The sequence below is a fragment of the Mesorhizobium sp. M7A.F.Ca.CA.001.10.2.1 genome (genome assembly GCF_003998575.1).
Classification (GTDB): Bacteria; Pseudomonadota; Alphaproteobacteria; order Rhizobiales; family Rhizobiaceae; genus Mesorhizobium.
In genome coordinates this window covers 1-21923 of record NZ_RZQY01000002.1, presented here as the reverse complement: position 1 = coordinate 21923, position 21923 = coordinate 1, and the positions used below count along the sequence as shown (strand labels likewise).

General features: G+C 63.0%; 25 protein-coding genes. 9 read left to right on the top strand and 16 right to left on the bottom strand.

Features of this window, described 5'->3' with window-relative positions; translation table 11 throughout:
- Positions 1 to 197: 197 nt before the first annotated feature.
- On the bottom strand, positions 198 to 401 hold the full coding sequence (locus EN964_RS00290) for a CsbD family protein (protein WP_023809505.1): 204 nt from the start codon (positions 399 to 401) through the stop codon (positions 198 to 200).
- Positions 402 to 464: 63 nt separating this feature from the next.
- On the opposite strand from EN964_RS00290, the gene EN964_RS38060 reads away from it, so the two are divergent.
- Complete coding sequence (locus tag EN964_RS38060) at positions 465 to 665, top strand: hypothetical protein (RefSeq protein ID WP_127270601.1); 201 nt, start codon at positions 465 to 467, stop codon at positions 663 to 665.
- Between the two features lie 132 nt (positions 666 to 797).
- Here EN964_RS38060 and EN964_RS00285 read toward each other — a convergent pair whose 3' ends face one another.
- The 6 genes from EN964_RS00285 to EN964_RS00260 all read right to left on the bottom strand — a co-directional run bounded on the left by EN964_RS00285 (position 798) and on the right by EN964_RS00260 (position 6174).
- Positions 798 to 1526 carry an ABC transporter ATP-binding protein gene (locus EN964_RS00285; protein ID WP_127266690.1) on the bottom strand — a complete coding sequence of 243 codons (729 nt, stop codon included), beginning with the start codon at positions 1524 to 1526 and terminating at the stop codon, positions 798 to 800.
- On the bottom strand, positions 1526 to 2290 hold the full coding sequence (locus EN964_RS00280) for an ABC transporter ATP-binding protein (RefSeq protein WP_127266691.1): 765 nt from the start codon (positions 2288 to 2290) through the stop codon (positions 1526 to 1528). The genes EN964_RS00285 and EN964_RS00280 overlap by 1 nt, the downstream gene beginning before the upstream one ends.
- Before the next feature lie 2 nt (positions 2291 to 2292).
- Positions 2293 to 3252, bottom strand: coding sequence for a branched-chain amino acid ABC transporter permease (locus tag EN964_RS00275; RefSeq protein WP_236382683.1), 960 nt, complete (start codon positions 3250 to 3252; stop codon positions 2293 to 2295).
- Entirely contained in the window at positions 3252 to 4163 is a 912-nt protein-coding gene (locus tag EN964_RS00270) for a branched-chain amino acid ABC transporter permease (protein ID WP_023809510.1), read from the bottom strand. Before EN964_RS00270 ends, EN964_RS00275 begins: the two co-directional genes overlap by 1 nt.
- A gap of 118 nt (positions 4164 to 4281) precedes the next feature.
- Positions 4282 to 5391 (bottom strand): branched-chain amino acid ABC transporter substrate-binding protein, encoded by a 1110-nt coding sequence (locus EN964_RS00265; RefSeq protein ID WP_127266693.1) that lies wholly within the window; start codon positions 5389 to 5391, stop codon positions 4282 to 4284.
- A gap of 147 nt (positions 5392 to 5538) precedes the next feature.
- Positions 5539 to 6174: an RraA family protein gene (locus tag EN964_RS00260; protein WP_127266694.1), complete on the bottom strand. Its 636-nt coding sequence runs from the start codon at positions 6172 to 6174 to the stop codon at positions 5539 to 5541.
- Between the two features lie 238 nt (positions 6175 to 6412).
- On the opposite strand from EN964_RS00260, the gene EN964_RS00255 reads away from it, so the two are divergent.
- Genes EN964_RS00255 through EN964_RS00230 form a run of 6 tightly spaced genes read left to right on the top strand, consistent with a single transcriptional unit; the run spans position 6413 to position 12133 of the window.
- Complete coding sequence (locus tag EN964_RS00255; protein WP_164748820.1) at positions 6413 to 7189, top strand: SDR family NAD(P)-dependent oxidoreductase; 777 nt, start codon at positions 6413 to 6415, stop codon at positions 7187 to 7189.
- A 6-nt stretch (positions 7190 to 7195) separates the two neighbouring features.
- Positions 7196 to 7858, top strand: a complete 663-nt coding sequence (pxpB, locus tag EN964_RS00250; RefSeq protein WP_127266695.1) for a 5-oxoprolinase subunit PxpB — start codon at positions 7196 to 7198, stop codon at positions 7856 to 7858.
- On the top strand, positions 7855 to 8835 hold the full coding sequence (locus EN964_RS00245) for a biotin-dependent carboxyltransferase family protein (RefSeq protein WP_127266696.1): 981 nt from the start codon (positions 7855 to 7857) through the stop codon (positions 8833 to 8835). The genes pxpB and EN964_RS00245 overlap by 4 nt, the downstream gene beginning before the upstream one ends.
- On the top strand, positions 8832 to 9995 hold the full coding sequence (locus tag EN964_RS00240) for an epoxide hydrolase family protein (RefSeq protein WP_127266697.1): 1164 nt from the start codon (positions 8832 to 8834) through the stop codon (positions 9993 to 9995). The genes EN964_RS00245 and EN964_RS00240 overlap by 4 nt, the downstream gene beginning before the upstream one ends.
- A 38-nt stretch (positions 9996 to 10033) precedes the next feature.
- Positions 10034 to 11065 (top strand): Ldh family oxidoreductase, encoded by a 1032-nt coding sequence (locus EN964_RS00235; protein ID WP_127266704.1) that lies wholly within the window; start codon positions 10034 to 10036, stop codon positions 11063 to 11065.
- Positions 11066 to 11107: 42 nt separating this feature from the next.
- Positions 11108 to 12133, top strand: a complete 1026-nt coding sequence (locus EN964_RS00230; protein WP_127266698.1) for a proline racemase family protein — start codon at positions 11108 to 11110, stop codon at positions 12131 to 12133.
- Between the two features lie 17 nt (positions 12134 to 12150).
- Here EN964_RS00230 and EN964_RS00225 read toward each other — a convergent pair whose 3' ends face one another.
- The 5 genes from EN964_RS00225 to EN964_RS00205 are packed head-to-tail and all read right to left on the bottom strand — an operon-like array spanning position 12151 to position 16384.
- The gene (locus EN964_RS00225) at positions 12151 to 12924 is read right to left on the bottom strand and encodes a LamB/YcsF family protein (RefSeq protein WP_127266699.1); all 774 of its coding nucleotides are present in this window, start codon (positions 12922 to 12924) and stop codon (positions 12151 to 12153) included.
- 36 nt (positions 12925 to 12960) lie between these two features.
- A complete protein-coding gene (locus tag EN964_RS00220) occupies positions 12961 to 13350 on the bottom strand; it encodes a biotin/lipoyl-containing protein (protein WP_127272578.1) in 390 nt (129 codons plus the stop codon).
- A complete protein-coding gene (gene accC / locus EN964_RS00215) occupies positions 13340 to 14713 on the bottom strand; it encodes an acetyl-CoA carboxylase biotin carboxylase subunit (RefSeq protein ID WP_127269420.1) in 1374 nt (457 codons plus the stop codon). Before accC ends, EN964_RS00220 begins: the two co-directional genes overlap by 11 nt.
- Before the next feature lie 4 nt (positions 14714 to 14717).
- On the bottom strand, positions 14718 to 15173 hold the full coding sequence (locus EN964_RS00210) for an acetyl-CoA carboxylase biotin carboxyl carrier protein subunit (protein ID WP_127269419.1): 456 nt from the start codon (positions 15171 to 15173) through the stop codon (positions 14718 to 14720).
- Positions 15174 to 15181: 8 nt separating this feature from the next.
- The gene (locus EN964_RS00205) at positions 15182 to 16384 is read right to left on the bottom strand and encodes a pyridoxal phosphate-dependent aminotransferase (RefSeq protein WP_127269418.1); all 1203 of its coding nucleotides are present in this window, start codon (positions 16382 to 16384) and stop codon (positions 15182 to 15184) included.
- A 204-nt stretch (positions 16385 to 16588) separates the two neighbouring features.
- Here EN964_RS00205 and EN964_RS00200 point away from each other — a divergent pair, with 204 nt between their 5' ends.
- Positions 16589 to 17767 (top strand): FAD-binding oxidoreductase, encoded by a 1179-nt coding sequence (locus EN964_RS00200; RefSeq protein WP_127269417.1) that lies wholly within the window; start codon positions 16589 to 16591, stop codon positions 17765 to 17767.
- 106 nt (positions 17768 to 17873) lie between these two features.
- Positions 17874 to 18527: a GntR family transcriptional regulator gene (locus EN964_RS00195; protein ID WP_023809526.1), complete on the top strand. Its 654-nt coding sequence runs from the start codon at positions 17874 to 17876 to the stop codon at positions 18525 to 18527.
- Between the two features lie 46 nt (positions 18528 to 18573).
- Here the strand turns inward: EN964_RS00195 and EN964_RS00190 are convergent, their stop codons facing one another.
- From EN964_RS00190 to EN964_RS00175, 4 genes are all read right to left on the bottom strand, one after another.
- Positions 18574 to 19038, bottom strand: a complete 465-nt coding sequence (locus EN964_RS00190) for a VOC family protein (protein WP_245465939.1) — start codon at positions 19036 to 19038, stop codon at positions 18574 to 18576.
- A 5-nt stretch (positions 19039 to 19043) separates the two neighbouring features.
- The gene (locus tag EN964_RS00185) at positions 19044 to 19823 is read right to left on the bottom strand and encodes an SDR family NAD(P)-dependent oxidoreductase (protein ID WP_127267888.1); all 780 of its coding nucleotides are present in this window, start codon (positions 19821 to 19823) and stop codon (positions 19044 to 19046) included.
- A 94-nt stretch (positions 19824 to 19917) separates the two neighbouring features.
- Positions 19918 to 21396 carry an aldehyde dehydrogenase gene (locus EN964_RS00180; RefSeq protein WP_127267889.1) on the bottom strand — a complete coding sequence of 493 codons (1479 nt, stop codon included), beginning with the start codon at positions 21394 to 21396 and terminating at the stop codon, positions 19918 to 19920.
- Between the two features lie 8 nt (positions 21397 to 21404).
- The coding region (locus tag EN964_RS00175) for a thiamine pyrophosphate-dependent enzyme (protein WP_127276105.1) at positions 21405 to 21923 on the bottom strand (519 nt) is incomplete at its 5' end.

Here is a 21923-nt window from a genome sequence, read left to right as displayed (position 1 = left end):
CAGCGGTAACTGCGATCGCCCACATGACGATCCTTCTTGTCCCCCGTTGCTCTTGCTTGCGAGAGATATCTTCTGACACAGTACGAAATCCTTGCTGCAAAATTCAACTGACGATAAGGCTCGGCATCTGCATGAGCCGGACCTGCCGGACTGTTGGGCCGCGTCTTGGAATTGGCCGCGGCCCGGGGCTCACGCGCTTACCAGCCCTGTCGACCGTACCAGTCATCGATATCGCGCCGCACACGGTCCTTTTCGAGGCCGTAACGCTCCTGGATCTTGCCTTCGAGTTGATCGCGCTTGCCGGCGATGCGGTCAAGGTCGTCATCCGTGAGTTTACCCCACTGCTCCTTGACCTTGCCTTTCACCTGTTTCCAGTTTCCTTCCACGCGGTTCCAGTCCATGACACCGTTCTCCTTCGGTTTGAAAACGTCTAACCTCGGAGAGCAAACGCAAATCAACGACGGATGTTCCTGGAACTCGACGCTCGTCTTGCTCTCACAGGCCGCGATCCATTCCTTTACGCTCAGCCTGCGTCATCAATTGAGGTCGTCCTGCTCGAAGGCGACGCCACGACCTTCGACCCAAGACGCCTCCACACCTTCCGCAACAGTTCCGCCACCAAGCAGGCGCAAGCGCTTTTCATCCTGTCGCCGCCGTCCGTCTAGAGGCACAGTCATCTTAAGCCAGCGTAGTCTGTCTCTGAGGGTCAGTGCTTCCTGCACAAATCAATATGTTAGGGGCTGGACTGGAGTGGCGGCCTCATTTTGTAAAAATCCGGGAGTTGGCAGCTTTGCCAGCTAAGCAGCGACGCCACCTAAATAGGCGCTGATGACCGCTTCGTTGCTCGCAAGATCACTGCCTGGTCCCTCAAGCACAACGCGCCCAGCCTTGAGCACATAGCCATAGTCGGCGAATTTCAAGGCGACTTTGCTATTCTGCTCCACAAGCAGGATGGTCACGCCTTCACGATTGAGGCGCTGCACGATGTTCATGACTTCCTTGATCAGTTGCGGCGCCAGACCCATGGAAGGCTCGTCGAGCAACAGCACCTTGGGCGCGGCCATGAGGGCCCTGCCGATCGCCAGCATCTGTTGCTCGCCTCCCGAGAGGTTCCTTGCATCGCCATTCTGTCTGCGCGCCAGGATGGGGAAGAGCTCGAAAACATGATCCAGCCGCCGGCGGCGCTCGGCGTCGTCGGCAAGCGTGAAAGAGCCCAGGTCAAGGTTCTCCTTGATCGTCATGTCGCCGAAAATACGCCTTCCCTCCGGAACGTGGACGAGCCCGCGATGCGGCAGGCGATGGGCAGGGACTTTGGTTATATCCTCGCCCAGGAAGCGGACACATCCGGAGGATGCGGCAACGAGGCCGGACAGCGTGCGCAGCGTGGTGCTCTTGCCCGCACCATTCGCGCCAAGCAGGGCGACGATCTGGCCGCGTTTGACCGAAAGGCTGACACCATGAAGGGCTTCGATGCCGTCATAGCGCGCGACGATGCGGTCCGCGGAAAGAACGATTTCGGCGTCCATCATTCCTCCGTACCGAGATAGGCTTCGATGACCCTGGGGTCTGTTCGCACGGCCTCCGGCCGTCCGTCGGCGATCTTCTGCCCATAGTCGAACACCACGATCTTCTCCGACACCTGCATGACCAGGCCCATATCATGCTCGATCAGCAGGACCGTGACGCCGGTTTCGTCGCGGATGCGGCGGATCAGGTGCACAAGGTCCAGCTTCTCGCGCTCGTTCAGGCCGGCGGCAGGCTCGTCCAGCAGGATGAGTTCGGGTGCCGACGCCAGGGCTCTTGCGAGTTCGAGCCGCCGTTGATCGCCATAAGAGAGACCGCCGGCGCGGCGATGCGCATGCTGCTCGATACCGACAAAATCGAGCCAGCGCATGCCAGCCGCGCGGATCGTCTCCTCCTCGCGCCGCTGTGCCGGCAAGTGCAGGATCGCCGACATGATGCCGTGGCGGCTGCGGCAATGCTGGCCGGACATGGCGTTTTCCAGAACGGTCATTTCCTTGAACAGCCGGATGTTCTGGAATGTGCGGGCGAGGCCGAGCGCGGTGATGCGATGCGGCGGCAAGCCGGTGATTGGCCGGCCGCCCAGACTGATCGAGCCGCCCTTCGGCTTGTAGAAGCCGGTCAGGCAATTGAAGAGTGATGTCTTGCCGGCCCCGTTCGGCCCGATAAGACTGTTGATGGCGCCTTTCTCAACTGAGAACGAAATGTCGTGAAGGACTTTCAGTCCTCCGAAACTGAGGCGCAGATCGCGGACTTCCAGCAGCGCCATGGTCAAACTCGCTTGTCCGGCCACAGCCCGTTCGGCCTGAAGAGCATGATTGCCAGCAGCGCAATCGCGGTCACCAGGGGACGATAGGTGCCTGCTCCGCGCAGCACTTCGGGAAGCAGGGCCACCAGAACAGCACCAAGGACGACGCCGGGAATGCGGCCCATGCCGCCCAGGACGACGCCGAGAAGGATGAGCAGCGACTGGTTGAAGGTGAAACTCTCCGGCGAGATGGCCGTCATCTTGGCCGCGTAGAGGCATCCGGCCACCGAAGCGATCACCGCGCCCATCATATAGGCTTGCAGCTTGGCCGTGACACGGTTGATGCCGATGCCAGCGGCGGCGTCCTCATCGTAGCGAACGTAGAACCAGGCTCGTCCCATTCGCGATCGCTCGACGCTCAGACAGACGAAGGCGGTGAGCAGCGCAAGCACCAGGAACGCATAGTAGAAGTGCTGCACCTGCATCAACCTGAAGCCGAATATCTCCGGGCGCTCGATGCCGATGAGTCCGCTCGCGCCACCGGTGATGTCGAGGTTGCGGGCGATGATGCGCACGATTTCGCCGAAGCCCAGCGTCACGATCGCCAGATAGTCGCTGCGCAATCTCAATGTCGGAGCCCCGATGATGATGCCAGCCACGCAGGCTGCCGCCATGGCGACCGGGATGGTGAGCCAGAAATTGAACCCGAATTCGGCGGTCAGGATGCCTGACGTGTACGCGCCGACTGCGAAGAAGGCGGCGTAGCCGAGGTCGAGCAGGCCGGCATAGCCAACGACAATGTTGAGGCCGAGGCACAAAACGACATAGAGCAGCGCCGTGGTCGCCACCTCGGTCACATAGCCGTTGGCGAATTGCGGCAACACCAGCGCGACGGCGAGTGCCGCCAGGCCGGGCAGCACGACGGACCAGCGCATCAATTGCGGTTGCACGGCTGCCGGCATGGTTCTCACTTCGTCGATCATCACACCCGCTCCACGACAGAGCGTCCAAGAAGGCCGGTCGGCTTGAACACAAGGAACAGGATCAGGGTCCCGAAAACGAAGACGTCACGCCACTCCGATCCGACGAAGGGCAAGGACGAACCGAAAGCCTCGAGCAGGCCGAGCAGCAAGCCGCCGAGCATGGCGCCCGGCACGCTGCCGATCCCGCCTATGACAGCGGCGGTGAAGGCCTTGAGCCCCATGATGAAGCCCATGAAAAAATGGACACTGCCATAATAGGCGCCGGCCATGACCCCACCGCCGGCAGCGAGCGCCGAGCCCATGAAAAACGTCAAGGCGATCACCCGGTCGACATCGATGCCCATCAGGCGGCTCGCCCCCATGTCGATGGACACGGCGCGCATCGCCTTGCCGTACATGGTGCGGGAGACAAAGGCCTGCATGCCTGCCATAAGAGCAATGGAGGCGGCCACCAGAACCATCTGCGTGTAGGTGATATGAACGGTGGAAATGTCGACACCGGCAAAACCGAGGTCGGTGTTGAAGGCGTAATGCCGCCCGCCGGTCAGGGCGAGTGCCGTGCCGTTCAACACCATCGAGGCACCAAGCGCCGTGATGAGGATGGAGAGGCGCGGCGCATTGCGCATCGGCCGATAGGCGAAGCGTTCGATGATGACGCCGAGCAAGCCGACAGCCAGCATCGACACAAGCAGGGCGCAGACCACGCCCAGCCAGCCATTGCCGACCCATATGCCGACAAAGGAGAACACGATGAGGCCGACGAAGGCGCCGTTCATGTAGATGTCGCCATGGGCGAAATTCAGGAGCTTGATGACGCCGAAGACCATGCTGTAGCCAAGCGCGATCAGGGCATAGAACGAGCCGACGATAAGACCGTTCACCAGTTGCTGAATAAGCAGGTCGAGCGTCATTGATGCTCCAGGGCAGAATTGAAAAAGTCTTGTCTGGGCGCAGCGTCGGCGCACCAGACAATCGGCGGTGACGCCGAGGCCGCCACAAGGCCTGCCTCGGCATCAATCCGGTTGGCCTTTATTCGACAGCCACCCACTTGCCGCCCTTTGCAATCACCGGGCGGAAGTTCGAGGTCTGGAGCGTGTTCTTGTCGGTGAACTTGATTTCACCGGCGAGGCCCTTGAAATCGCTGGCCTTGAGCGCCTCGATGATCGCCTTCTGATCCGCCGACTTGGCCCGCGTGATCGCATCGACGATCAGGTCGCCCACATCGTGGGAGAGCGCCGCATAGGCGCCGGCGTCGCGGCCATAGGTTTCCTTGTACTTGGCCTTGAAGTCGGCGGCGCCGGACAAGAGGTCGACAGTCGGCGGAGACAACAGGTACACGCCCTCACCGGCCGACCCGGCGATCTCCAGATATTCCGGTGAATTGTTGCCGTCGCCCAGCACGATGCCGCCCTGGAACCCGGCCTGCCGGAGTTGCTTGGTGAGCAGAGCGCCACCGGCATGGTAGGCGGTCCAGAAGACAGCATCGGCGCCGCTCGACTTGATCTTGGTGACGACCGCCGAATAGTCCTGCTCGCCGGCCGTGGTGGTCTCCTTGGCGGCAATTTCGCCGCCAGCGCTCTTGAAAGCTTCGGCGGTCAACTTGGCTAGGTCGGATGAATAGGCATCGCCTTCGTCCACGAACGCGAACTTCTTGTAGCCATTCTTCTTGAAGAGTTCGACGGCTGTCGTCGCCTGCATGTCGCCGGTCGAATTGGCGAGGAAGGCATTGCCCTGATTGGCGGCGACCAGCTTGGTCGAGTTCGCTCCGATGATGACGAACGGAATGCCGGCGTCACCATAGATCTTCAATGTCGGCAAGACGGCGCCCGAGCAGTAGCCGCCGACGATGGCGGTCACGCCTTCCGAGACAAGCTTGCTGCCTGCGGTCACCGCCTGTTGCGGATCGCAGGCGTCGTCGGCGGTGGTGGTAGTGATCTTGTCGCCGTTGACGCCGCCCTTGGCGTTGACGGCATCGATCGCCATCTTCACGGCGTTCTCCATATCCTGCCCTTCACTGGCCAGTTGGCCAGTCATGGGGGCCACGATGCCGATCTTGATGTCGGCAGCCGCGGCCATCGTGGTCAGAGCCAGCCCGGCAAGGGCGGTGGCGCAAGTTAGCCTCTTGAAGGAAACAACCATCAATTCTCTCCATTTTCCCCTGTTGGTGCATCCAGGCGGCGTGCCCGAAATGCATTGTTTCGCCCTCGGTTAGCTGCGGAGCGGTTATGTTGAGCAAGATCGCCAGCCGGCCACACGATTGTCACCGGCAAGGACTGACCCGGCAGATCAGTGACTGCCGCTTGAAGCCCGGGCATAGGCTCCCTGATAACGGTTCTCCTGGATGCTCTGCATGATCTCGGCCTCGCGGGCTTCCTGCGACCGGACGGCCGCCAGCAAGGCCGCGGCACCGTCGATTGGAAATGCCACGACGCCATCCTCGTCGCCGACGACGATGTCGCCAGGACCGACGACCATGCCGCCTATGCAGACGGGAACATTTATGGCTCCCGGACCATCCTTGTAAGGTCCGAGATGGATGGCCGACCGCGCGAAACATGGGAACGGATTGCGGCCGATGGCACCGGCATCGCGAATGGCGCCGTCGATGACAATGCCTGCGGCGCCACGCGAAGCCGCGACACTTGTCATGATTTCGCCGACCAGCGCGCGCCCCTCATAGCCACCGCCGTCCACGACAATGACGTCGCCGGGCTGTAGCAGATCGAGCGCACGATGGATGAACTGGTTGTCGCCGGGGCGGGTCCTGACCGTCAGCGCCCTCCCCGCCATGACGCCGCTCACCCGATGAAACGGCCGTAACCCGACAGCCCCGGGGACACGAGCGAGATTGTCACTGATCAACGGCGTCGCAAGGGCGCGGAACGCGTCGATCAGTTCGCTTTCCTGAGATCCATCCGCCATCGCCTACACTCCTCGCCGTCGTCGCTTTATGAATATAGTATCCAATCACAATTAATTCAGTGGAGTCAACCGGCTTAAGATGGTTGGCAGAAAAAAGCCAAAAGCGGCTTAGAAACGGCAAACGGCTGCGGAACCGACCCAACAGATCCACTTATCCGGGGCTTGCAATGGCGTCGAAGTTCAAGATAGATTGGATAACATATCCATAAATGCGCAATTGTGAAAAAGGGATTGGGTTGTGAAGCACGCAGGAAAAGTCGTGATCGTCACCGGGGCGGCACGAGGCCTGGGCCTTGCCTGCGCCGAGCGCTTTCATGCCGATGGCGCCAAGGTGGTGCTTGTCGACATACAGGCCGATCGCGGGCGCGAGCATGCCGAACGTCTGGGCGAGCGTGCCGCCTGGCTATCGGCGGATCTCTCCGAATGCACGCAGGAAATGGCAGCCGATATTGTTGCCAAGGCCACGGAGCGATTCGGCGGCGTCGACGTCCTCATCAACAATGCCGGCATCATCCATCTGGACGATTTCGTCGACTTCCCCGAGGAGGCGTTCGACCTGGTTCAGCGGGTCAATCTCAAGGCGCCCTTCCTGCTCGGGCAGGCCGCGGCAAGAGCCATGATCGCACAGGGACGCGGCGGCTCGATCATCAACATGTCCTCGATCAACGCCATTCTGGCCATCCCCAATTCCGTCGCCTATGCCGTGTCCAAGGGCGGCATCAAGCAATTGACCGCGGTGATGGCCGTCGGACTGATCCCGTACAATATCCGCGTCAATGCCATCGGCCCCGGCACCATCCTGACCGACATGGTCAAGAGCTCGGTCATGGCCAGCGAAGCGCAGCGCCAGACCATCCTGTCGCGCACGCCGAGCGGCCGCTGTGGCGAGCCATCGGAGATTGCCAGCGTCGCTTCCTTCCTGGCCAGCGACGACGCTTCATACATTGTCGGCCAGACCATCTATCCGGACGGCGGTCGCCTGATCCTGAATTATACGGTGCCGGTGAAGGACTGACCGCCCATGGTTGTCGGTACGCCCCACATCAGCCTTGCGGGATCGGGCGCGCTGCTGCTCGATGGAACGCAGGGGGCTTTCAACGATGCCACCCAGGAACTGGTCTGGGCGGTAGCGAATGCCGCGCTGAGCCTCGAAGGGGTGCGCGAGGCCGTTCCCGGCATGAACAACCTGCTGGTGGTGTTTGACCCGCTCGCCACAGACGCCCACAGCGTCGGAGATCAACTGATGTCGCTCTGGTCCGCCACCGATGCCCACCCGGTGACCGGCACGCATCATACGATTCCCGTTCACTACGGCGGCGCGCGCGGCGAGGATCTCACCGGCTGGGCCGCGCATTGCGGCCTGTCTGTCGACGAGACCGTCAGGCGCCACGCGGCGGCCCGCTACACCGTCGCCGCCATCGGCGCCATGCCGGGTTTTCCCTATCTGTCCGGTCTCGACCCGCGGCTTGCCTGGGCAAGGCGCAGCACGCCTCGCCTCAAAGTTACCGAGGGCGCCGTCATCATTGGTGGCGCGCAGGCGGGTATCATGCCGATGACCGCGCCGTCCGGCTGGCACATCATCGGCCATACCGACGTGAAGCTCTTCAAGGCCGAAGCGGAATTGCCCGTGCTGCTCAGGCCCGGAGACAAGATTCGCTTCGCAATTGCAGGGATCGAGGCATGATCGAGATCCTCACCACCGGCCTGCCGAACACGGTCCAGGATCTCGGCCGGCCCGGTCATCTGGCGCTGGGGGTCAGCCATGGCGGCGCCATGGACAAGCAGGCACTGGCGATCGCCAATCTCATGCTGGGCAATGATCCTTCGGCCGCCGGGATCGAGGTCACGCTTCATCCGTTCCGGCTGCGCGCGCATATCGACACCGCCGTCGCCATCACCGGCGCTGATTGCGCCGTCAGCATCGGCGACCGGCCCTGCCCGCCCTGGTGGGCCATGACGATCCGCGCAGGCGAGACCCTTGTCCTCGAGGCGCCGCGCGCCGGTGCTCGTTCCTACATCGCCTTTGCCGGCGGGATCGATCTGCCGCCCGTCATGGGGTCGCGCGCGACGGATGTGAAAGGCGGTTTCGGCGGGTTCGCTGGACGCGGCCTGTCGCGCGGTGACCGGCTTGCGCTCAAACCTGCGCAATGCCGCCTTCCCGCGGGCGGCATCGGCGCAGCGCTGGAGGAGCGACGAGGCGCGGCGGACGCCTTGGCCTCGGCAATCGAATTGCGGGTTCTGCCGGCCGCCGAGTTCGACGCCTTCACGCCGGAGGCCCAGGCGGCTTTCACCGGCAGCGAATGGCGCATCACCGACGACGCCAACCGTATGGGATATCGCCTTGCTGGAGAGACGCTTTCGCTCCTCTCACCGCTCGAATTGCTCTCGCACGGCATCGTACCAGGCACAGTCCAGGTGCCGCCGTCCGGCCAACCGATCATCCAACTTGCCGATGCCAACACTTGCGGCGGCTATCCGAAGATCGCTACGGTGATCGAAGCCGACCTCTGGCGGCTGGCGCAAGCGCCGGTCGGCGCGCGCCTGCGTTTCTCAGCGGTCTCGATAAAAGCGTCGACGGAAGCGCTTCGCGCGAACCGGCAGCAAAGTCACGACTTTATCGCCGCCCGAAACCTTATGGCCGGCGAGCAGAGGACTCCATGAAAATTCGCCCCTTCACCATCGAGATTGCCCAGTCTGAAATCGACGATTTGAAGAAGCGCATCTCGACCTGGCGCGAGCCGGACCAGTTGCAGGCGATAGGCTGGGCGCAGGGAACGGAGCACGAGGAACTGCGCCGACTTATGCAGCACTGGCGCACCGGCTTCGACTGGCGCAAGCAGGAAGCCGCCTGGAACATCCATCCGCACTACCAGACGGATATCGGCGGCGAAACCATCCATTTCATCCATGCGCGCGCCGCTGTGGCGACCAACAGAACGGTCATACTCACCCATGGCTGGCCAGGCAGCGTCTTCGAATTTCACAGGCTGATCCCGCTTCTGACCGATCCGCTTTCGCATGGCGGAAGACTGGAGGACGCCTTCAACGTCGTGGCCCCGTCGATTCCCGGCTATGGCTTTTCGAGCCGGCCGACCAGGCCTGGCCTCAACCTGTTCACCGTCGCCGATCTTTGGGCCGAGTTGATGAGCCGTCTAGGCTATGAGCGATATCTCGCCCAGGGCGGGGATCTGGGCGCCAGCGTGTCGACCTGTCTGGCGCACGCGCATCCAGGCAGTCTCGCCGGCGTGCATCTGAACTTCGTCCCCGGCTCATACTCACCTCCTCACGATCCAGGCCCGGATGGCGACCTGAGCTTGGAAGAACGCGCCTTCCTGGAACGGAAAGCCGGATGGGCGGATCTTCATGGCGCCTATGCTCATATTCAAGCGACGCGCCCGCAAACGCTTGCCTACGGGCTGACGGATTCGCCGGTCGGACTGGCGGCCTGGATGATCGAGAAGTTCCGCGACTGGAGCGATTGCGATGGCGATCTGGCCAACGCCGCTTTTTCGCGCGACGACATGCTCGCCAACATCTCGCTCTACTGGTTCACCCGGACCGTCGCTTCGTCGATGCGGCTCTATTGGGAAACGCGCGCCCGTCCGCTTGCATTCGCGCCCGGCACGGCGATCAACGTCCCGCTTGCAGTGGCTTTGTTCCCCAAAGAGCTGCCGATGCCGCCAAGGAGTTGGGTCGAGCGCGTCTTCAAGGACATCCGCCAGTGGACAGCGATGCCGCGCGGTGGTCATTTCGCAGCCCTCGAGCAGCCCGCTTTGCTTGCACAGGATCTAAGAGCCTTTGCCGGTGGTCTGGATTTTTAAAGGCAGCGTTTGCGCGCAGCCAAGCCCGAAGGCCAGAAATGACCAACACCACGATCACCACCGATGCCCTGCATGAGCGCGTCGATGCAATTTTCCGCAAGGCCGGACTGAACCCCATTCAGGCCAGCGCCATTACAAGGGTCATCGTCGCGGCGGAACGCGATGCCTGCAAGTCGCATGGCATCTACCGGATCGAAGGCGCCCTGCGGACGATCAAGGCCGGAAAGGTGAGCCCACACGCGGTGCCCGAGTTGTTGCCTCAAGACGCTCCCGCCCTCGTCAAAGTGGATGCGAAGCATGGTTTCGCCAACCCAGCCTTCGAATTGGGTCTGCCGGTGCTGATCGAGCGGGCACGGTCGTGCGGCATTGCCGCACTCGCGATCAACGATGCGGTGCATTTTTCCGCCCTTTCGGTGGAGGTCGAAGCTTTGACACAGGCAGGCCTGACCGGCCTGGCCATGTGCCCGAGCTATGCCACCGTCGCTCCGACCGGTGGCAACGGACCATTGCTGGGCACCAATCCTTTTGCCTTTGGCTGGCCGCGAGAAGAGCAGCCTCCCTACGTTTTCGACTTCGCGACCTCGGTTGCCGCGCGCGGCGAGATCGAGCTCCACCGCCGGGCAGGCAAGAAGCTGCCGGAAGGCTGGGCCATGGATTCTGACGGCAGGCCAACGACGGACCCCGAAGCTGCCCTGGCGGGCGCCATGCTTCCCTTCGGCGGGCACAAGGGCTCGGCCATCGCGACGATGATCGAACTGCTCGCCGGGATCATGATCGGCGACCTGACCAGCCCCGAGGCGCTCGAGCTGCTTGGCACCACGACGCTTTATCCGTCGCACGGAGAGTTGGTCATCGCTTTCTCGCCGAAAGCCTTCGCCGCCGGCCGGCCCGGCAATCCGCTGGGCCGTGCTGAAGCGCTGTTCGAGGCGATCTTGGGCCAGGGTGCGCGCCTGCCCTCGCAAAGGCGGTTCCTAGCCCGCGAGACGTCGGAGCGCGACGGTATCGTCCTATCGCACCAGGAAATGGAACAACTCGATCGTTTTCTCGAACGGGGGCTCGACGCGGTCTGAATCGGTATCGCCAGGGCCAAGACCAATCACAGGAGGAGAAAAATGCGCTGGACGAAAACATTCACGGTCGTCGGCTGCCATGCCGAGGGCGAAGTCGGCAATGTGATCACCGGAGGCGTCAAGGACGTTCCGGGCAAGACCATGTTCGAAAAGAAGGAGTATCTCGAAGCGCATATGGACGACATTCGTGGGCTGCTCTTGTTCGAGCCGCGCGGTGCGCCCTACGTCAACGGCAACATCATCCTGCCGCCTTGCGATCCCTCGGCGGATCTCGGCTACGTCATAATTGAAAGCACGGAATACCCGCCCATGTCCGGCTCAAACACCATCTGCGTCGCCACAGTGGCGCTGGAGACGGGCATGGTGCCGATGAAGGAGCCTGAGACATTGCTGCGCATGGAAGCGCCGGCCGGCATGATCGAGGTGCGCTGTCTCTGCGAGAACGGCAAGGTGAAGCAGGTGGAGTTCACCAATGTACCGGCTTTTGCACTCCACCTCGACACGCATGTCGAGGTGGAAGGGCTCGGCACGATCACCGTCGACACCTCCTATGGCGGCATGACTTTCGCCCATGTCAATGCGCGCGCACTCGGCTTTTCCATAACACCCGACGAGGCCCACCAGATGTCGCTGATGGGCCAACGCATCAAGAAGGCGGTCAACGAACAGCTCAAGGTCGTGCATCCGGAGAACCCGAAGATCCGCGACGTGTCCAACGTGATTTTCGAAGGTCCGATCGAGCGCGTCGACGGGCGCGTGGAAAGCGTCAACGGCACGGTGTGCCTGCATGGCAGGCTCGACCGCTCACCGACAGGCACCGGCACCACCGGGCGGCTGGCGGTGATGTCGGCAAAGGGGCAGATCGTCAAGGGCGAGCTGTTCCGTAACAGATCGATCATCGGGACCCATTTCGATTCCCGCGTGATCGCCAATACGCGCCTCGGCGATCGCGACGCTGTCGTGGTCACCATCGCCGGACAAGCCTGGATCACCAGCATCGGCCAATATGGCCTCGACCCGACGGACCCTTATCCACGCGGGCATCGCCTCAGCGACGTCTGGTTCTGAAACGGACGCGGCCGTGCTCAGGCCGCGAACGCTCTGACCCTGACGCCGCTCGCCTCCAGCCGTCGCCGAACGCGCGCGGCGATGGCGACGGCTGCCGGCGTGTCGCTGTGGACGCAGATCGAATCGATCGGCGTCTGCAGCATCTGCCCGGAAAGCGTCTCGATGGCGCCTTGCTTGACCATCCGCACGACCCGTTCTGCCGCCTTCTCGGCGTCGTGGATGACAGCGCCTTCCAGCTTGCGCGAGACAAGAAAGCCTTCCTCCGTATAGGCGCGGTCGGCAAAGATTTCGGACCTGACCGTCAGGCCCGCGTCGCGCGCGATCCTGTCCTGGAAGCCGAGCGCAATGGCCAGGCAGATCAGGCCGGGATCGACGGCCTTGACCGCGCGCGTCACCGCTTCGGCGACGCCACGATCGGTCTGGGTAAGATTGCCTAGCGCGCCATGCGCCTTGACGTAGCGGATCGGGTGGCCGGCATAGGCGGAAAGCGCCTGCGCCGCGCCGATCTGGTAGGCGACCAGCCTTTCGATCTCATCCATGGAATGCGGAATGATGCGGCGTCCGAACCCCCACAGATCGGCGAAGCTCGGATGCGCGCCAACAGCAACGCCCTTGTCGCGCGCCATCGAGAACGTGGCCGCCATGATCTCGGGGTCGCCGGCGTGAAAGCCGCAGGCCACATTGGCGGAACTGACGATGTCGAGGATCGCCGCATCGTCGCCGAGCCTGTAGGCTCCAAAACCCTCGCCCATGTCGGAATTGATATCGACCTGCAATCCTTGGGCCGCCATGGCGCTTTCCTCAGTGGTTCGAACCATCGCCTTGCTTCACACCAGCCCGTAGAGCGGCGTGCCGTAGCCGACGACCGCTCCGTCCTCGATCAGCGCTGCACCCAGCACACCGTCTGCCGGCGCAACGATTGCCTTCAGGCATTGGCCGACCTGCAGGACGCCGACCGTCTCGCCCTTGCGAACCGTCTGGCCAGGTTCGGCGATCGGGCGACCGGTCGTCGGGTGATCGAGACGGAACACGCCGACGCCGGGCGCGCGCACGCCCTTGAAGGCCGTTTCGGCCTTCGGGGCTTCGGCCAGGGGTGTCGAGGCAACAACGGATTGCATGTGCAGGCGCAACGAAAAGCCGGCCTCCGACACTTCGATCTCGCCGATGCCGGCGCTAGCGCACCAGGCGGCCAGCCTTTCGATCTCCTCAATCGTCATCGCCGCCTCGTCCCTGGAGCAGACCGCCTTCAATGAGACGTTCGAGATGATGGATATCGAAGCCGCCGGCAGCGAAGCCGGGCTCGTCCATCAGGAGGCCGTGCAGCGGCGCGTTGGTGGCGATGCCGACAGCCTCCATCTCGCCCAGCGCGCCGCTCATGCGCCGGATCGCCTCGGCTCGCGTCACGCCATGCGCCAGCAGCTTGGCCACCAATGAATCGTAGTGCGGCGGGACGGTGTAGCCGGAGTAGAGATGCGATTCGACGCGGATTCCGGGACCTCCGGGCGGCGTCCAGCGCTCGACCCGGCCCGGATGCGGGCGAAAGCTGTATGGATCTTCAGCGTTGATGCGGCATTCGACGGCGTGGCCCTGGATGCGGATGTCTTCCTGGCTGAACGACAGGGGTTCGCCCCGGGCGATGCGGATCTGCTCGCGCACGATATCGATGCCGGTGACAAGTTCCGTGACGGGATGCTCCACCTGCACGCGGGTGTTCATCTCGATGAAAGAGAAGCGCCCGTCCTCGTAGAGGAATTCGAATGTGCCCGCGCCTGTATAGCCGATGGTCAGGCATGCCTGGGCACACAGCTCGCCGATCTCGGCAACCGCCTCGCGGGCGATGCCGGGCGCCGGCGCCTCCTCGATGATCTTCTGGTGGCGGCGCTGCATGGAGCAATCCCGCTCGCCGAGCCAGACCGCCCTGCCATGCTTGTCCGCCAGAATCTGGATCTCGATATGGCGCGGATGCTCGAGGAATTTTTCCAGATAGACTTGCGGGTTGCCGAACGCCCGGTCCGCCTCTTTCACCGCCATTGAAACGGCTTCCATCAGGGCGTGCTGCTCGCGCACGATGCGCATGCCGCGCCCGCCGCCGCCGCCCGCTGCCTTGACGATGACCGGATAGCCGATGGCCTCGGCAATGGCGCGCACTGCTTGCTCGTCCTGCGGCAGCGCCCCCTCCGACCCTGCAACGCAGGGCACGCCGGCGGCGATCATCGTGCGCTTGGCGGAGACCTTGTCGCCCATGGTGCGGATCGCCGCCGCGGACGGCCCGATGAAGATGAGACCGGCATTCTCAACAGCCTCGGCGAAGGCGGCGTTTTCCGAGAGGAAACCATAGCCCGGATGGATCGCGCCGGCGCCGGTAAGTTGCGCGGCCGCGATGATCTCGGCGATGTTGAGATAGCTCTCCGTCGCGGCCGCCGGTCCGATGCAGATCGCCCTGTCCGCCAGCGCGACATGTCGAAGGCTCGCATCCGCTTCCGAGTGCGCCGCCACCGTCTTCAATCCGAGGTCGCGGCAGGCGCGCAGGATGCGCAGCGCGATTTCACCACGATTGGCGATAAGGACGGTGTCGAACATCGCCTCAGCCCAAATCTTCGAGAACGAACAGCACATCGCCGGACTGCACCGCGGCATGGTCGTCGAACGCGATCTGGACGATCCGCCCAGCGCGATCGGATTCCACGACATTGAACGTCTTCATGGCTTCGAGGACACCAACCTTCTGCCCTTCCACGACCATATCGCCAACCGAAGCGAGCGGCGGTTCACCTTCGGTGCCGGAGCGGTAGAACACGCCCGTCAGCGGCGCGCGGATCGAATAGCGTGCGATGGGCGGAGATGTCGAAGCCGGATTTGTGAAGACGGCAGGGACGGCGGCTGGCCCCGACTGCGACGCAGATTGCGCTTGCGACGCGGATTGCGCCGGCGCCATCTGCCTGGACATGCGGATGCGAACGCCATTGCGCTCGATCTCCAGTTCGGCAATGGGCGAACGCGAGACAAATTCGATCAGCTTCTGGACGAAGTCGAGATCCATCGCCGACCCTATCGCAGCGCTTCGACAGCCTTGGCGATTCGCCCGATCGCTTTTTCGATCAGATCCATCGACGTGGCTATGGAAATGCGGAAATGCGGCGACAGCCCGTAGGCAGAGCCCTGCACCACCGCGACCCGCGCCTGATCGAGCAGGTAAAGCGAGAAATCATCGTCGCTGCCGATGGGAGTGCCGTCGGGGCGACGACGGCCGATCAGGGCCGAGCAATTGGGATAGAGATAGAAGGCGCCCTCGGGCGTCTGGCAGGTAAGGCCGGGAATCTTGCGCAGCAGCTCCAGAGCGCGGTCGCGCCGAGCCTGGAATTCGAGCGCCCGAGGGCGAAGAAAGTCCTGGGGACCTTCCAGTGCGGCAATGGTCGCGGCCTGCGAGATGGATGACGGGTTCGACGTGCTTTGGCTCTGCACGGTGGCCATGGCGCGGATCAGCGGTTCCGGCCCGCCGGCATAGCCGATCCGCCAGCCGGTCATGGCATAGGCCTTCGACACGCCATTCACTGTCAGCGTACGGTCCTTCAGCCTCGGCTCGACGCCGGCGATGGTATGGAAGGTACGTCCATCGAACAGGATATGCTCGTAGATGTCGTCGGTCAGAACGTGCACATGCGGGTGATCGAGCAACACCCCGGCCAGGCCGGCAAGTTCGTCGGGGCTGTAGACGGCGCCAGTCGGATTGGAAGGCGTGTTGAGCAGCAGCCATTTGGTGCGCCCGGTGATCGCGGCTCGCAGGGCTTGCGGTGTCAGTTTGAAGCCCTGCGCCTCCGTGCAAGGAACGACCACGGGCTTGCCTTCGCCGAGCAGGACGATGTCGGTGTAGGAAACCCAATAGGGCGCGGGGACGACCACCTCGTCACCGGGGGCCAGCGTTGCCAGCAGGGCGTTGTAGATGATCTGCTTTGCGCCACCCGCGACGCTGATTTGCGAAGGCTTGTAATCGAGGCCGTTCTCGCGCCTGAATTTCCCGGCCACCGCCTTCTTCAGCGCGGCGGTGCCGTCGACCGCCGTATAGCGCGTTTCACCCCTGCGCATCGCCTCGTAGGCCGCCTCGACGATGTGCGGAGGCGTTGGAAAATCCGGCTCGCCGGCGCTCAGGCTGATGACGTCGATGCCGGCCGAGCGCATTTCGATTGCCCGCGCGGTGACCGCCATGCTGGGGCTTGGCTTGATGACGTCAAGACGGGGAGCGATGAGGCCCACGGGAAATCCTCGTCATGGCTGCCGCGACGTTGCCGGGCAGGTGATATCTGGTGAAAATTGGATAATGTATTCTGATTTTCGCGTCAAACCCCTTTTTCTGCATCGAAGACCGGGTTATGTCTCATTCCAGTGGTGGGTCGATAGAGGAAAGTATCCAATCCTTCATCGCCGCGTATGACATTCGAGATAGGGAACACGATTGGAATGGGCACGAACTATGATGTGGTGATCGTCGGCGGCGGCGTTGTCGGCAGCTCGATCGCCTATTTCCTGTCAGCCAATCCGGATTTCGATGGCAGTATTGCGGTGATCGAGCGGGACCCCTACTACACGGCCTCCTCGTCTTCCTTGTCGACCAGCGCCATCCGCCAGCAGTTCGGCACGGCGCCCAACATTGCCATGTCGAAGTTCAGCATCGACTTCCTGCGCCAGGTAAAGACGCGGCTTGCCATCGGCGACGAGTTGGCCGACATCGGCCTGCATGAGCCCGGTTACCTCGTGCTGGCGACACCCGAGCGGGCAGACGCGCAGCGTGCCAAGAACCGCGTTCAGCGCGGCATGGGCGTCGACGCCGAACTGATCGAGCAGGTCGATCTGGCACGACGCTTCCCGTGGCTCAACACGGACGATCTCGCCCTTGGCTCGCTCGGCCTTGGCAGCGAAGGCTGGTTCGACGGCCCCGGCCTGATGCAGGCCTTTCGCCGCAAGGCGCGCACGCAGGGCGTGGACTATCTTGCCGCGACGGTGACCGGACTGACCATGGCGTCTCCCCAAAAGGTCGGCGAAGTGGTGCTCGACAATGGCGACCGGCTTGCCGCCGGCACGGTGATCAACGCGGCCGGACCGTGGAGCGCGGGCATCGCCAGGATGGCCGGCGCCGAACTGCCGGTTGTCCCGAGCAAGCGCTGCGTCTTCGTCTTCGAAACGCCGGCAACGATCGAAAACTGCCCCTTCGTCTTCGACACGAGCGGCTTCTGGCTGCGGCCGGAAGGCCAGCTCTTCCTGTGCGGTATTCCGCCGGTGCGCGAGAACGAGCCGGACGATTTTGGCCTGGATGTGGATTACGACCTGTTCGACGAGTTGATCTGGCCGGCGCTCGCCCATCGCGTGCCCGGGTTTGAGCAATTGCGCATGCTGCGCGCCTGGGCGGGGCTCTACGAATACAACACCTTCGACCACAGCGGCATCATCGGCCGGCATCCCGAGGTTTCGAACTTTGTCCTGGCTACCGGCTTCAGCGGCCACGGCATGATGCATGCAGCGGCGACCGGGTCGGGCGTCAGTGATCTCATTGCCTATGGCGAGTACCGCTCTGTCGACCTGTCGGCCTTCCGCTACGAACGGATCGCTGGCAATCAACCTATCGAGGAACATGTCTACTGAAGCGAAACGGGCGACATGGCATCGCGGTGACAACGGTGCTATGCGTCCACTTCTTCAATCAACACGGCGCCAGTCAACAAACACGGCGGCCGCCTCAGGCTGATTCATGCTCGTACAGAAGAAAACCATCTCGACCCAGGTCGCCGATGCCATCAGGCAGAAGATCCTGATCGGCGAATACGAGGCCAACTTTCAGCTGCGGCAGGAGCATCTGGCCACCGAGTTCGGCGTCAGCCGAATTCCGGTGCGAGAGGCGCTGCATCAGCTTCATTCGGAAGGCTTCGTCACGCTGGTTTCCCACAAGGGCGCCGTCGTCACCTCCATTTCCCTGGACGAGATCCTCGAGCTCTACGAATTGCGGGCCCGGATCGAAACATGGCTACTGGCCCTCGCCATTCCAAGGATGACGGAGGCCGACCTCGCGCTGGCCCGCGAGCGTGCAAAGCAGCACCAGGAGCAGGGCAAGACCGGCGAGTATTCGAACCAGCTCAACTGGAACTTCCACGCCGCGCTCTACGCGCCGTCCGGCCGCAAGGCGACGATCGAACTGGTCGGGCGCATCTATCAGCAGCTGGAACGCTACACGCGCATGATGGTGACGCTCACCGAGATCCAGGCACAGTCCGACCGCGACCACTGGCAACTCATCGACCTGTGCGAAGCCAAGGATACGCTGCGCGCCGTCGGCCTTTTGGAAATGCATATCATCACCAGCGGCAAATTCCTGGTCGACCGGCTTGAGGAATTGCGGGGCAGCTGATCAGTCGCCCCGTCTCCTTGTCCAGCCCCAATCCTTCGCGCGAAGATCATTTGCCGGGCAGATTGGTCGCCCGGGTCAGCAGGATCACGCCCGCCTTGTCGGCCGTATCGTAATAGGTGAAGCCGGTGCGGTTTTCCCGGCGCCCGCGCATCAGCACGGGAAGCCCGTCGTCCTGCGCCTTGGCCTCGGCTGCATCCGCATCACGAACCTCGAAGCCGATATGGAAGACGCCTTCACCCTTGCCATTGAGATGAATCCGCTGCGGTGAAGGATCGCCGTTCGGCTCGCACAGTTGCAGCTGAACGTTCGGCAAGTTGCAAATCCGGTATTGCATCGCCTTGAAACCCTCGGGGCTTGGGACCTGGAGTTCTTCGTATTCGGCCAGCGGCGGATAGGACTCCCATGGCCCGATGCCGATGGAGTCATAATAGGCCTGCGCCTTGTCGATATCGTGCACGACGATGCAGATGTGATGCAGCTTGTCGAAATTGCCCATGTCGTCACTCCCCATTCTTCTCACTCCTTGATCGGGACCGTATAGTTCAGAACGCGGCGCCCCCCGTCGGGGTAGATCGTCTCGCCGGTGATGTAGGAAGCGTCGTCGCTGGCCAGGAATGCCACGACCGAGGCGATCTCGGCTGCCGTGCCGAGGCGCCCGAGCGGTGTACGCGAAAGGACTGCCCGTCTCATTTCTTCCGAATCGATGAATGTCCCGTCCATGACCATGTCCGTGGCGATGGTGCCCGGGCCGACACCGACCACGCGGATGCCATGGGGAGCGAAGGCGACGGCGGCGGTGCTGGTGACCTGGTTCATGCCGCCCTTGGAGATCGCGTAGGTGGCGACACGCGGGTTGGCGAGGCCCGAATTGATCGACGACATGTTAATGATGACGCCGCCTCCACCCTGCGCGATCATCTGGCGGGCTGCGGCCTGGGTGCCCATGAACGCGCCCTTCAGATTGACGGCGAGAACCCTGTCGTAGTCCGCCTCTGTGATGTCGAGAAAGTCCTGGACCGGAGCGATGCCGGCATTGTTGACCATGATGTCGACACGGCCGAACTTCGCCACCGCCGCTGCAATCAGCCCATCGACCTGGTCCTTCTTGCTGACATCCGTGACGACCGCCAGGACGCTGTCGGTGGTACCGATTTCAGCGGCACATTTTTTTAACTCCACGGCATCGATGTCGCCGAGCACGAGCTTCGCGCCTTCGGCCAAAAAGCGTTCCGCGCAAGCGCGTCCGATGCCGCGCGCCGCGCCTGTGACAACCACCACCTTGCCTGCCTGTCTCATGTCCAATCCTTCGATCATTTGTAAGTCGGCCACCGTCTCAGGGAGCATGGGCCGAGCTTGGCTAGGAATGGGGATTCTCCCACCGAAGCCTAGCCTAGCGGATAACGAAGGGATTGGCGGTCTTGCCGGCGGTGTCTATCCACACCGTCTTGGTCTGCAGATAGGAATTGATGGCGTCCTGCCCGCTTTCGCGCCCGATACCGCTCCTCTTGTAGCCGCCGAAGGGCGCCATGTAGGAGACGGCACGGTATGAATTGATCCAGACCATCCCCGCTTCCATCGCGGCCGCGCCGCGCAGCGCCCTGCCCATGTCGCTGGTCCATATTCCCGCCGCCAGCCCATAGGGGCTGTCATTGGCAATGGCGAAGGCCTCGTCCTCGTCGTCAAAGGGGATGACGGACAGGATCGGCCCGAACACCTCCTCACGCGCGATCCGCATGGTGTTGTTCACGCCGGTGAAGATGGTGGGCTCGACGAACCAGCCCTCGGCCAATTCACCCGAGGCCGGCTTGCCGCCGCCCAGCACGCAAAGCGCACCCTCGCGGCGCGCGATGCCGAGATAGGACAGCACCTTCTCGCGCTGGGCTTGCGTGGTGATCGGCCCGACCTGCGTCTCTTGCAGCGCCGGATTGCCCAATCGAGCGCTGGCCGCCAGCGTTATGACGCCTTCCACGAACCGGTCGTGGATTTTGCGATGCACCAGCAGCCGCGAACCCGCGATGCAGGTCTGGCCGCTGGCCGCGAAGATGCCTGAGATCGCGCCGTTGACCGCGCTCTCGATATCGGCGTCGTCGAAGACGATGTTGGCCGATTTGCCGCCGAGCTCCAGCGTGACGGTCTTTAGCTGTTCGGCAGCCGCCCGATAGACCGCGATCCCGCCAGGCTCACCACCAGTGAAGGCGATCTTGGCGACGTCGGGATGAGAGACGAGTGGCGCGCCGACATCAAGCGGCATGCCGGTAACGGTGTTGACCACGCCGGGCGGGAAGCCTGCCCGCGCAAACAGTTTCACGAACTCCAACGTCGAGGCCGAGGCGTGTTCCGACGGTTTGATGACGACAGTGTTGCCTGCCGCCAGCAGCGGCGCGAGCTTCCATGTCAGAAGTAAAAGCGGCGAATTCCAGGGCACGATCGCTGCAATGACACCCAGCGGCTCGTGGCGGGTGAAAGCGAACATGCCAGCCTTGTCGATCGGCAGCACCGACCCTTCGATCTTGTCGGCAAGACCGCCGAAATAGCGGAACCATTCCGGGATATAGCGCAGCTGTGCCGTCATTTCGGTGAGCAGCTTGCCATTGTCGCGCGTCTCGATGGCGGCAATACGATCTACGTTCTCGGCGATCAGATCGGCCAGCCGCACGAGCAGCTTGCCCCGCGCGGTCGGCGTGATGCCGGCCCATTCCTTCGACCGGAATGCTGCCTTCGCGGACGCCACGGCGGCGTCCACCTGGCTCGCTCCTCCACGCGGGATCAGCGCCCAGGGCCTGCCGGTGAACGGATCATGGCTCTCGAATGTATCGGCTGTCGATTGCAACCGACCGCCGACCGTGTTCTGGAAACTAACCAGCGCCATATCGGTCCTCAACAGGTGGCAAAGCCCAGATGGGCGCGAAAACGGTTCTTGACCTCGACCGCGTCGCGCGGCGGCAGCGAGCGCGGCAGGTTCTCGGCGGTGATTTTCAGCACGAAAAGGCGCGGACCGTCGGCCGGGCGCCGAAGTTCTCCACAGAGCATGTCGACCTCCTCCAGCGTACGCAGCTCGGCGGTCTTCGAAAAACCGCAAGCGGCCGCGACCTTGTCGAAACCAATGCCCTTGCCGGTATGGCTGGACTGCATGCCGGTCTCGCCGAAATGCTGATTGTCGAGCACGATCAGGTCGAGATTTTTCGGCCGCGCCACCGAGATCGTCGCCAGCGAACCGAACGCCATCAGCTGTTCGCCATCTCCGGTGATCACCATGACCCGCTTGTCGGGTTGGGCCTGGGCAAGCCCGAGGCCGATCAGCGCAGCACCCCCCATGGCGCCCCAGAGATAGTAGTTGTCGTTGCGGTCGCCGGCGGCATGCACGTCGTAGCTCGGCGAGCCGAGACCGGTCACGAC

What these genes read in the sequence shown, in the direction of transcription:
- EN964_RS00235 (WP_127266704.1), top strand. Translation starts at nt 10,034, where the DNA reads ATGACCAACACCACGATCACCACCGATGCCCTGCATGAGCGCGTCGAT.
- EN964_RS00275 (WP_236382683.1), bottom strand. Translation starts at nt 3,252, where the DNA reads ATGATCGACGAAGTGAGAACCATGCCGGCAGCCGTGCAACCGCAATTG.
- EN964_RS00245 (WP_127266696.1), top strand. Translation starts at nt 7,855, where the DNA reads ATGATCGAGATCCTCACCACCGGCCTGCCGAACACGGTCCAGGATCTC.
- accC (WP_127269420.1), bottom strand. Translation starts at nt 14,713, where the DNA reads ATGTTCGACACCGTCCTTATCGCCAATCGTGGTGAAATCGCGCTGCGC.
- EN964_RS00220 (WP_127272578.1), bottom strand. Translation starts at nt 13,350, where the DNA reads ATGACGATTGAGGAGATCGAAAGGCTGGCCGCCTGGTGCGCTAGCGCC.
- EN964_RS00290 (WP_023809505.1), bottom strand. Translation starts at nt 401, where the DNA reads ATGGACTGGAACCGCGTGGAAGGAAACTGGAAACAGGTGAAAGGCAAG.
- EN964_RS00285 (WP_127266690.1), bottom strand. Translation starts at nt 1,526, where the DNA reads ATGGACGCCGAAATCGTTCTTTCCGCGGACCGCATCGTCGCGCGCTAT.
- EN964_RS00190 (WP_245465939.1), bottom strand. Translation starts at nt 19,038, where the DNA reads ATGGGGAGTGACGACATGGGCAATTTCGACAAGCTGCATCACATCTGC.
- EN964_RS00240 (WP_127266697.1), top strand. Translation starts at nt 8,832, where the DNA reads ATGAAAATTCGCCCCTTCACCATCGAGATTGCCCAGTCTGAAATCGAC.
- EN964_RS00210 (WP_127269419.1), bottom strand. Translation starts at nt 15,173, where the DNA reads ATGGATCTCGACTTCGTCCAGAAGCTGATCGAATTTGTCTCGCGTTCG.
- EN964_RS00185 (WP_127267888.1), bottom strand. Translation starts at nt 19,823, where the DNA reads ATGAGACAGGCAGGCAAGGTGGTGGTTGTCACAGGCGCGGCGCGCGGC.
- EN964_RS00195 (WP_023809526.1), top strand. Translation starts at nt 17,874, where the DNA reads ATGCTCGTACAGAAGAAAACCATCTCGACCCAGGTCGCCGATGCCATC.
- EN964_RS00280 (WP_127266691.1), bottom strand. Translation starts at nt 2,290, where the DNA reads ATGGCGCTGCTGGAAGTCCGCGATCTGCGCCTCAGTTTCGGAGGACTG.
- EN964_RS00270 (WP_023809510.1), bottom strand. Translation starts at nt 4,163, where the DNA reads ATGACGCTCGACCTGCTTATTCAGCAACTGGTGAACGGTCTTATCGTC.
- EN964_RS00230 (WP_127266698.1), top strand. Translation starts at nt 11,108, where the DNA reads ATGCGCTGGACGAAAACATTCACGGTCGTCGGCTGCCATGCCGAGGGC.
- EN964_RS00225 (WP_127266699.1), bottom strand. Translation starts at nt 12,924, where the DNA reads ATGGCGGCCCAAGGATTGCAGGTCGATATCAATTCCGACATGGGCGAG.
- EN964_RS38060 (WP_127270601.1), top strand. Translation starts at nt 465, where the DNA reads ATGTTCCTGGAACTCGACGCTCGTCTTGCTCTCACAGGCCGCGATCCA.
- EN964_RS00180 (WP_127267889.1), bottom strand. Translation starts at nt 21,396, where the DNA reads ATGGCGCTGGTTAGTTTCCAGAACACGGTCGGCGGTCGGTTGCAATCG.
- pxpB (WP_127266695.1), top strand. Translation starts at nt 7,196, where the DNA reads ATGGTTGTCGGTACGCCCCACATCAGCCTTGCGGGATCGGGCGCGCTG.
- EN964_RS00200 (WP_127269417.1), top strand. Translation starts at nt 16,589, where the DNA reads ATGGGCACGAACTATGATGTGGTGATCGTCGGCGGCGGCGTTGTCGGC.
- EN964_RS00265 (WP_127266693.1), bottom strand. Translation starts at nt 5,391, where the DNA reads ATGGTTGTTTCCTTCAAGAGGCTAACTTGCGCCACCGCCCTTGCCGGG.
- EN964_RS00260 (WP_127266694.1), bottom strand. Translation starts at nt 6,174, where the DNA reads ATGGCGGATGGATCTCAGGAAAGCGAACTGATCGACGCGTTCCGCGCC.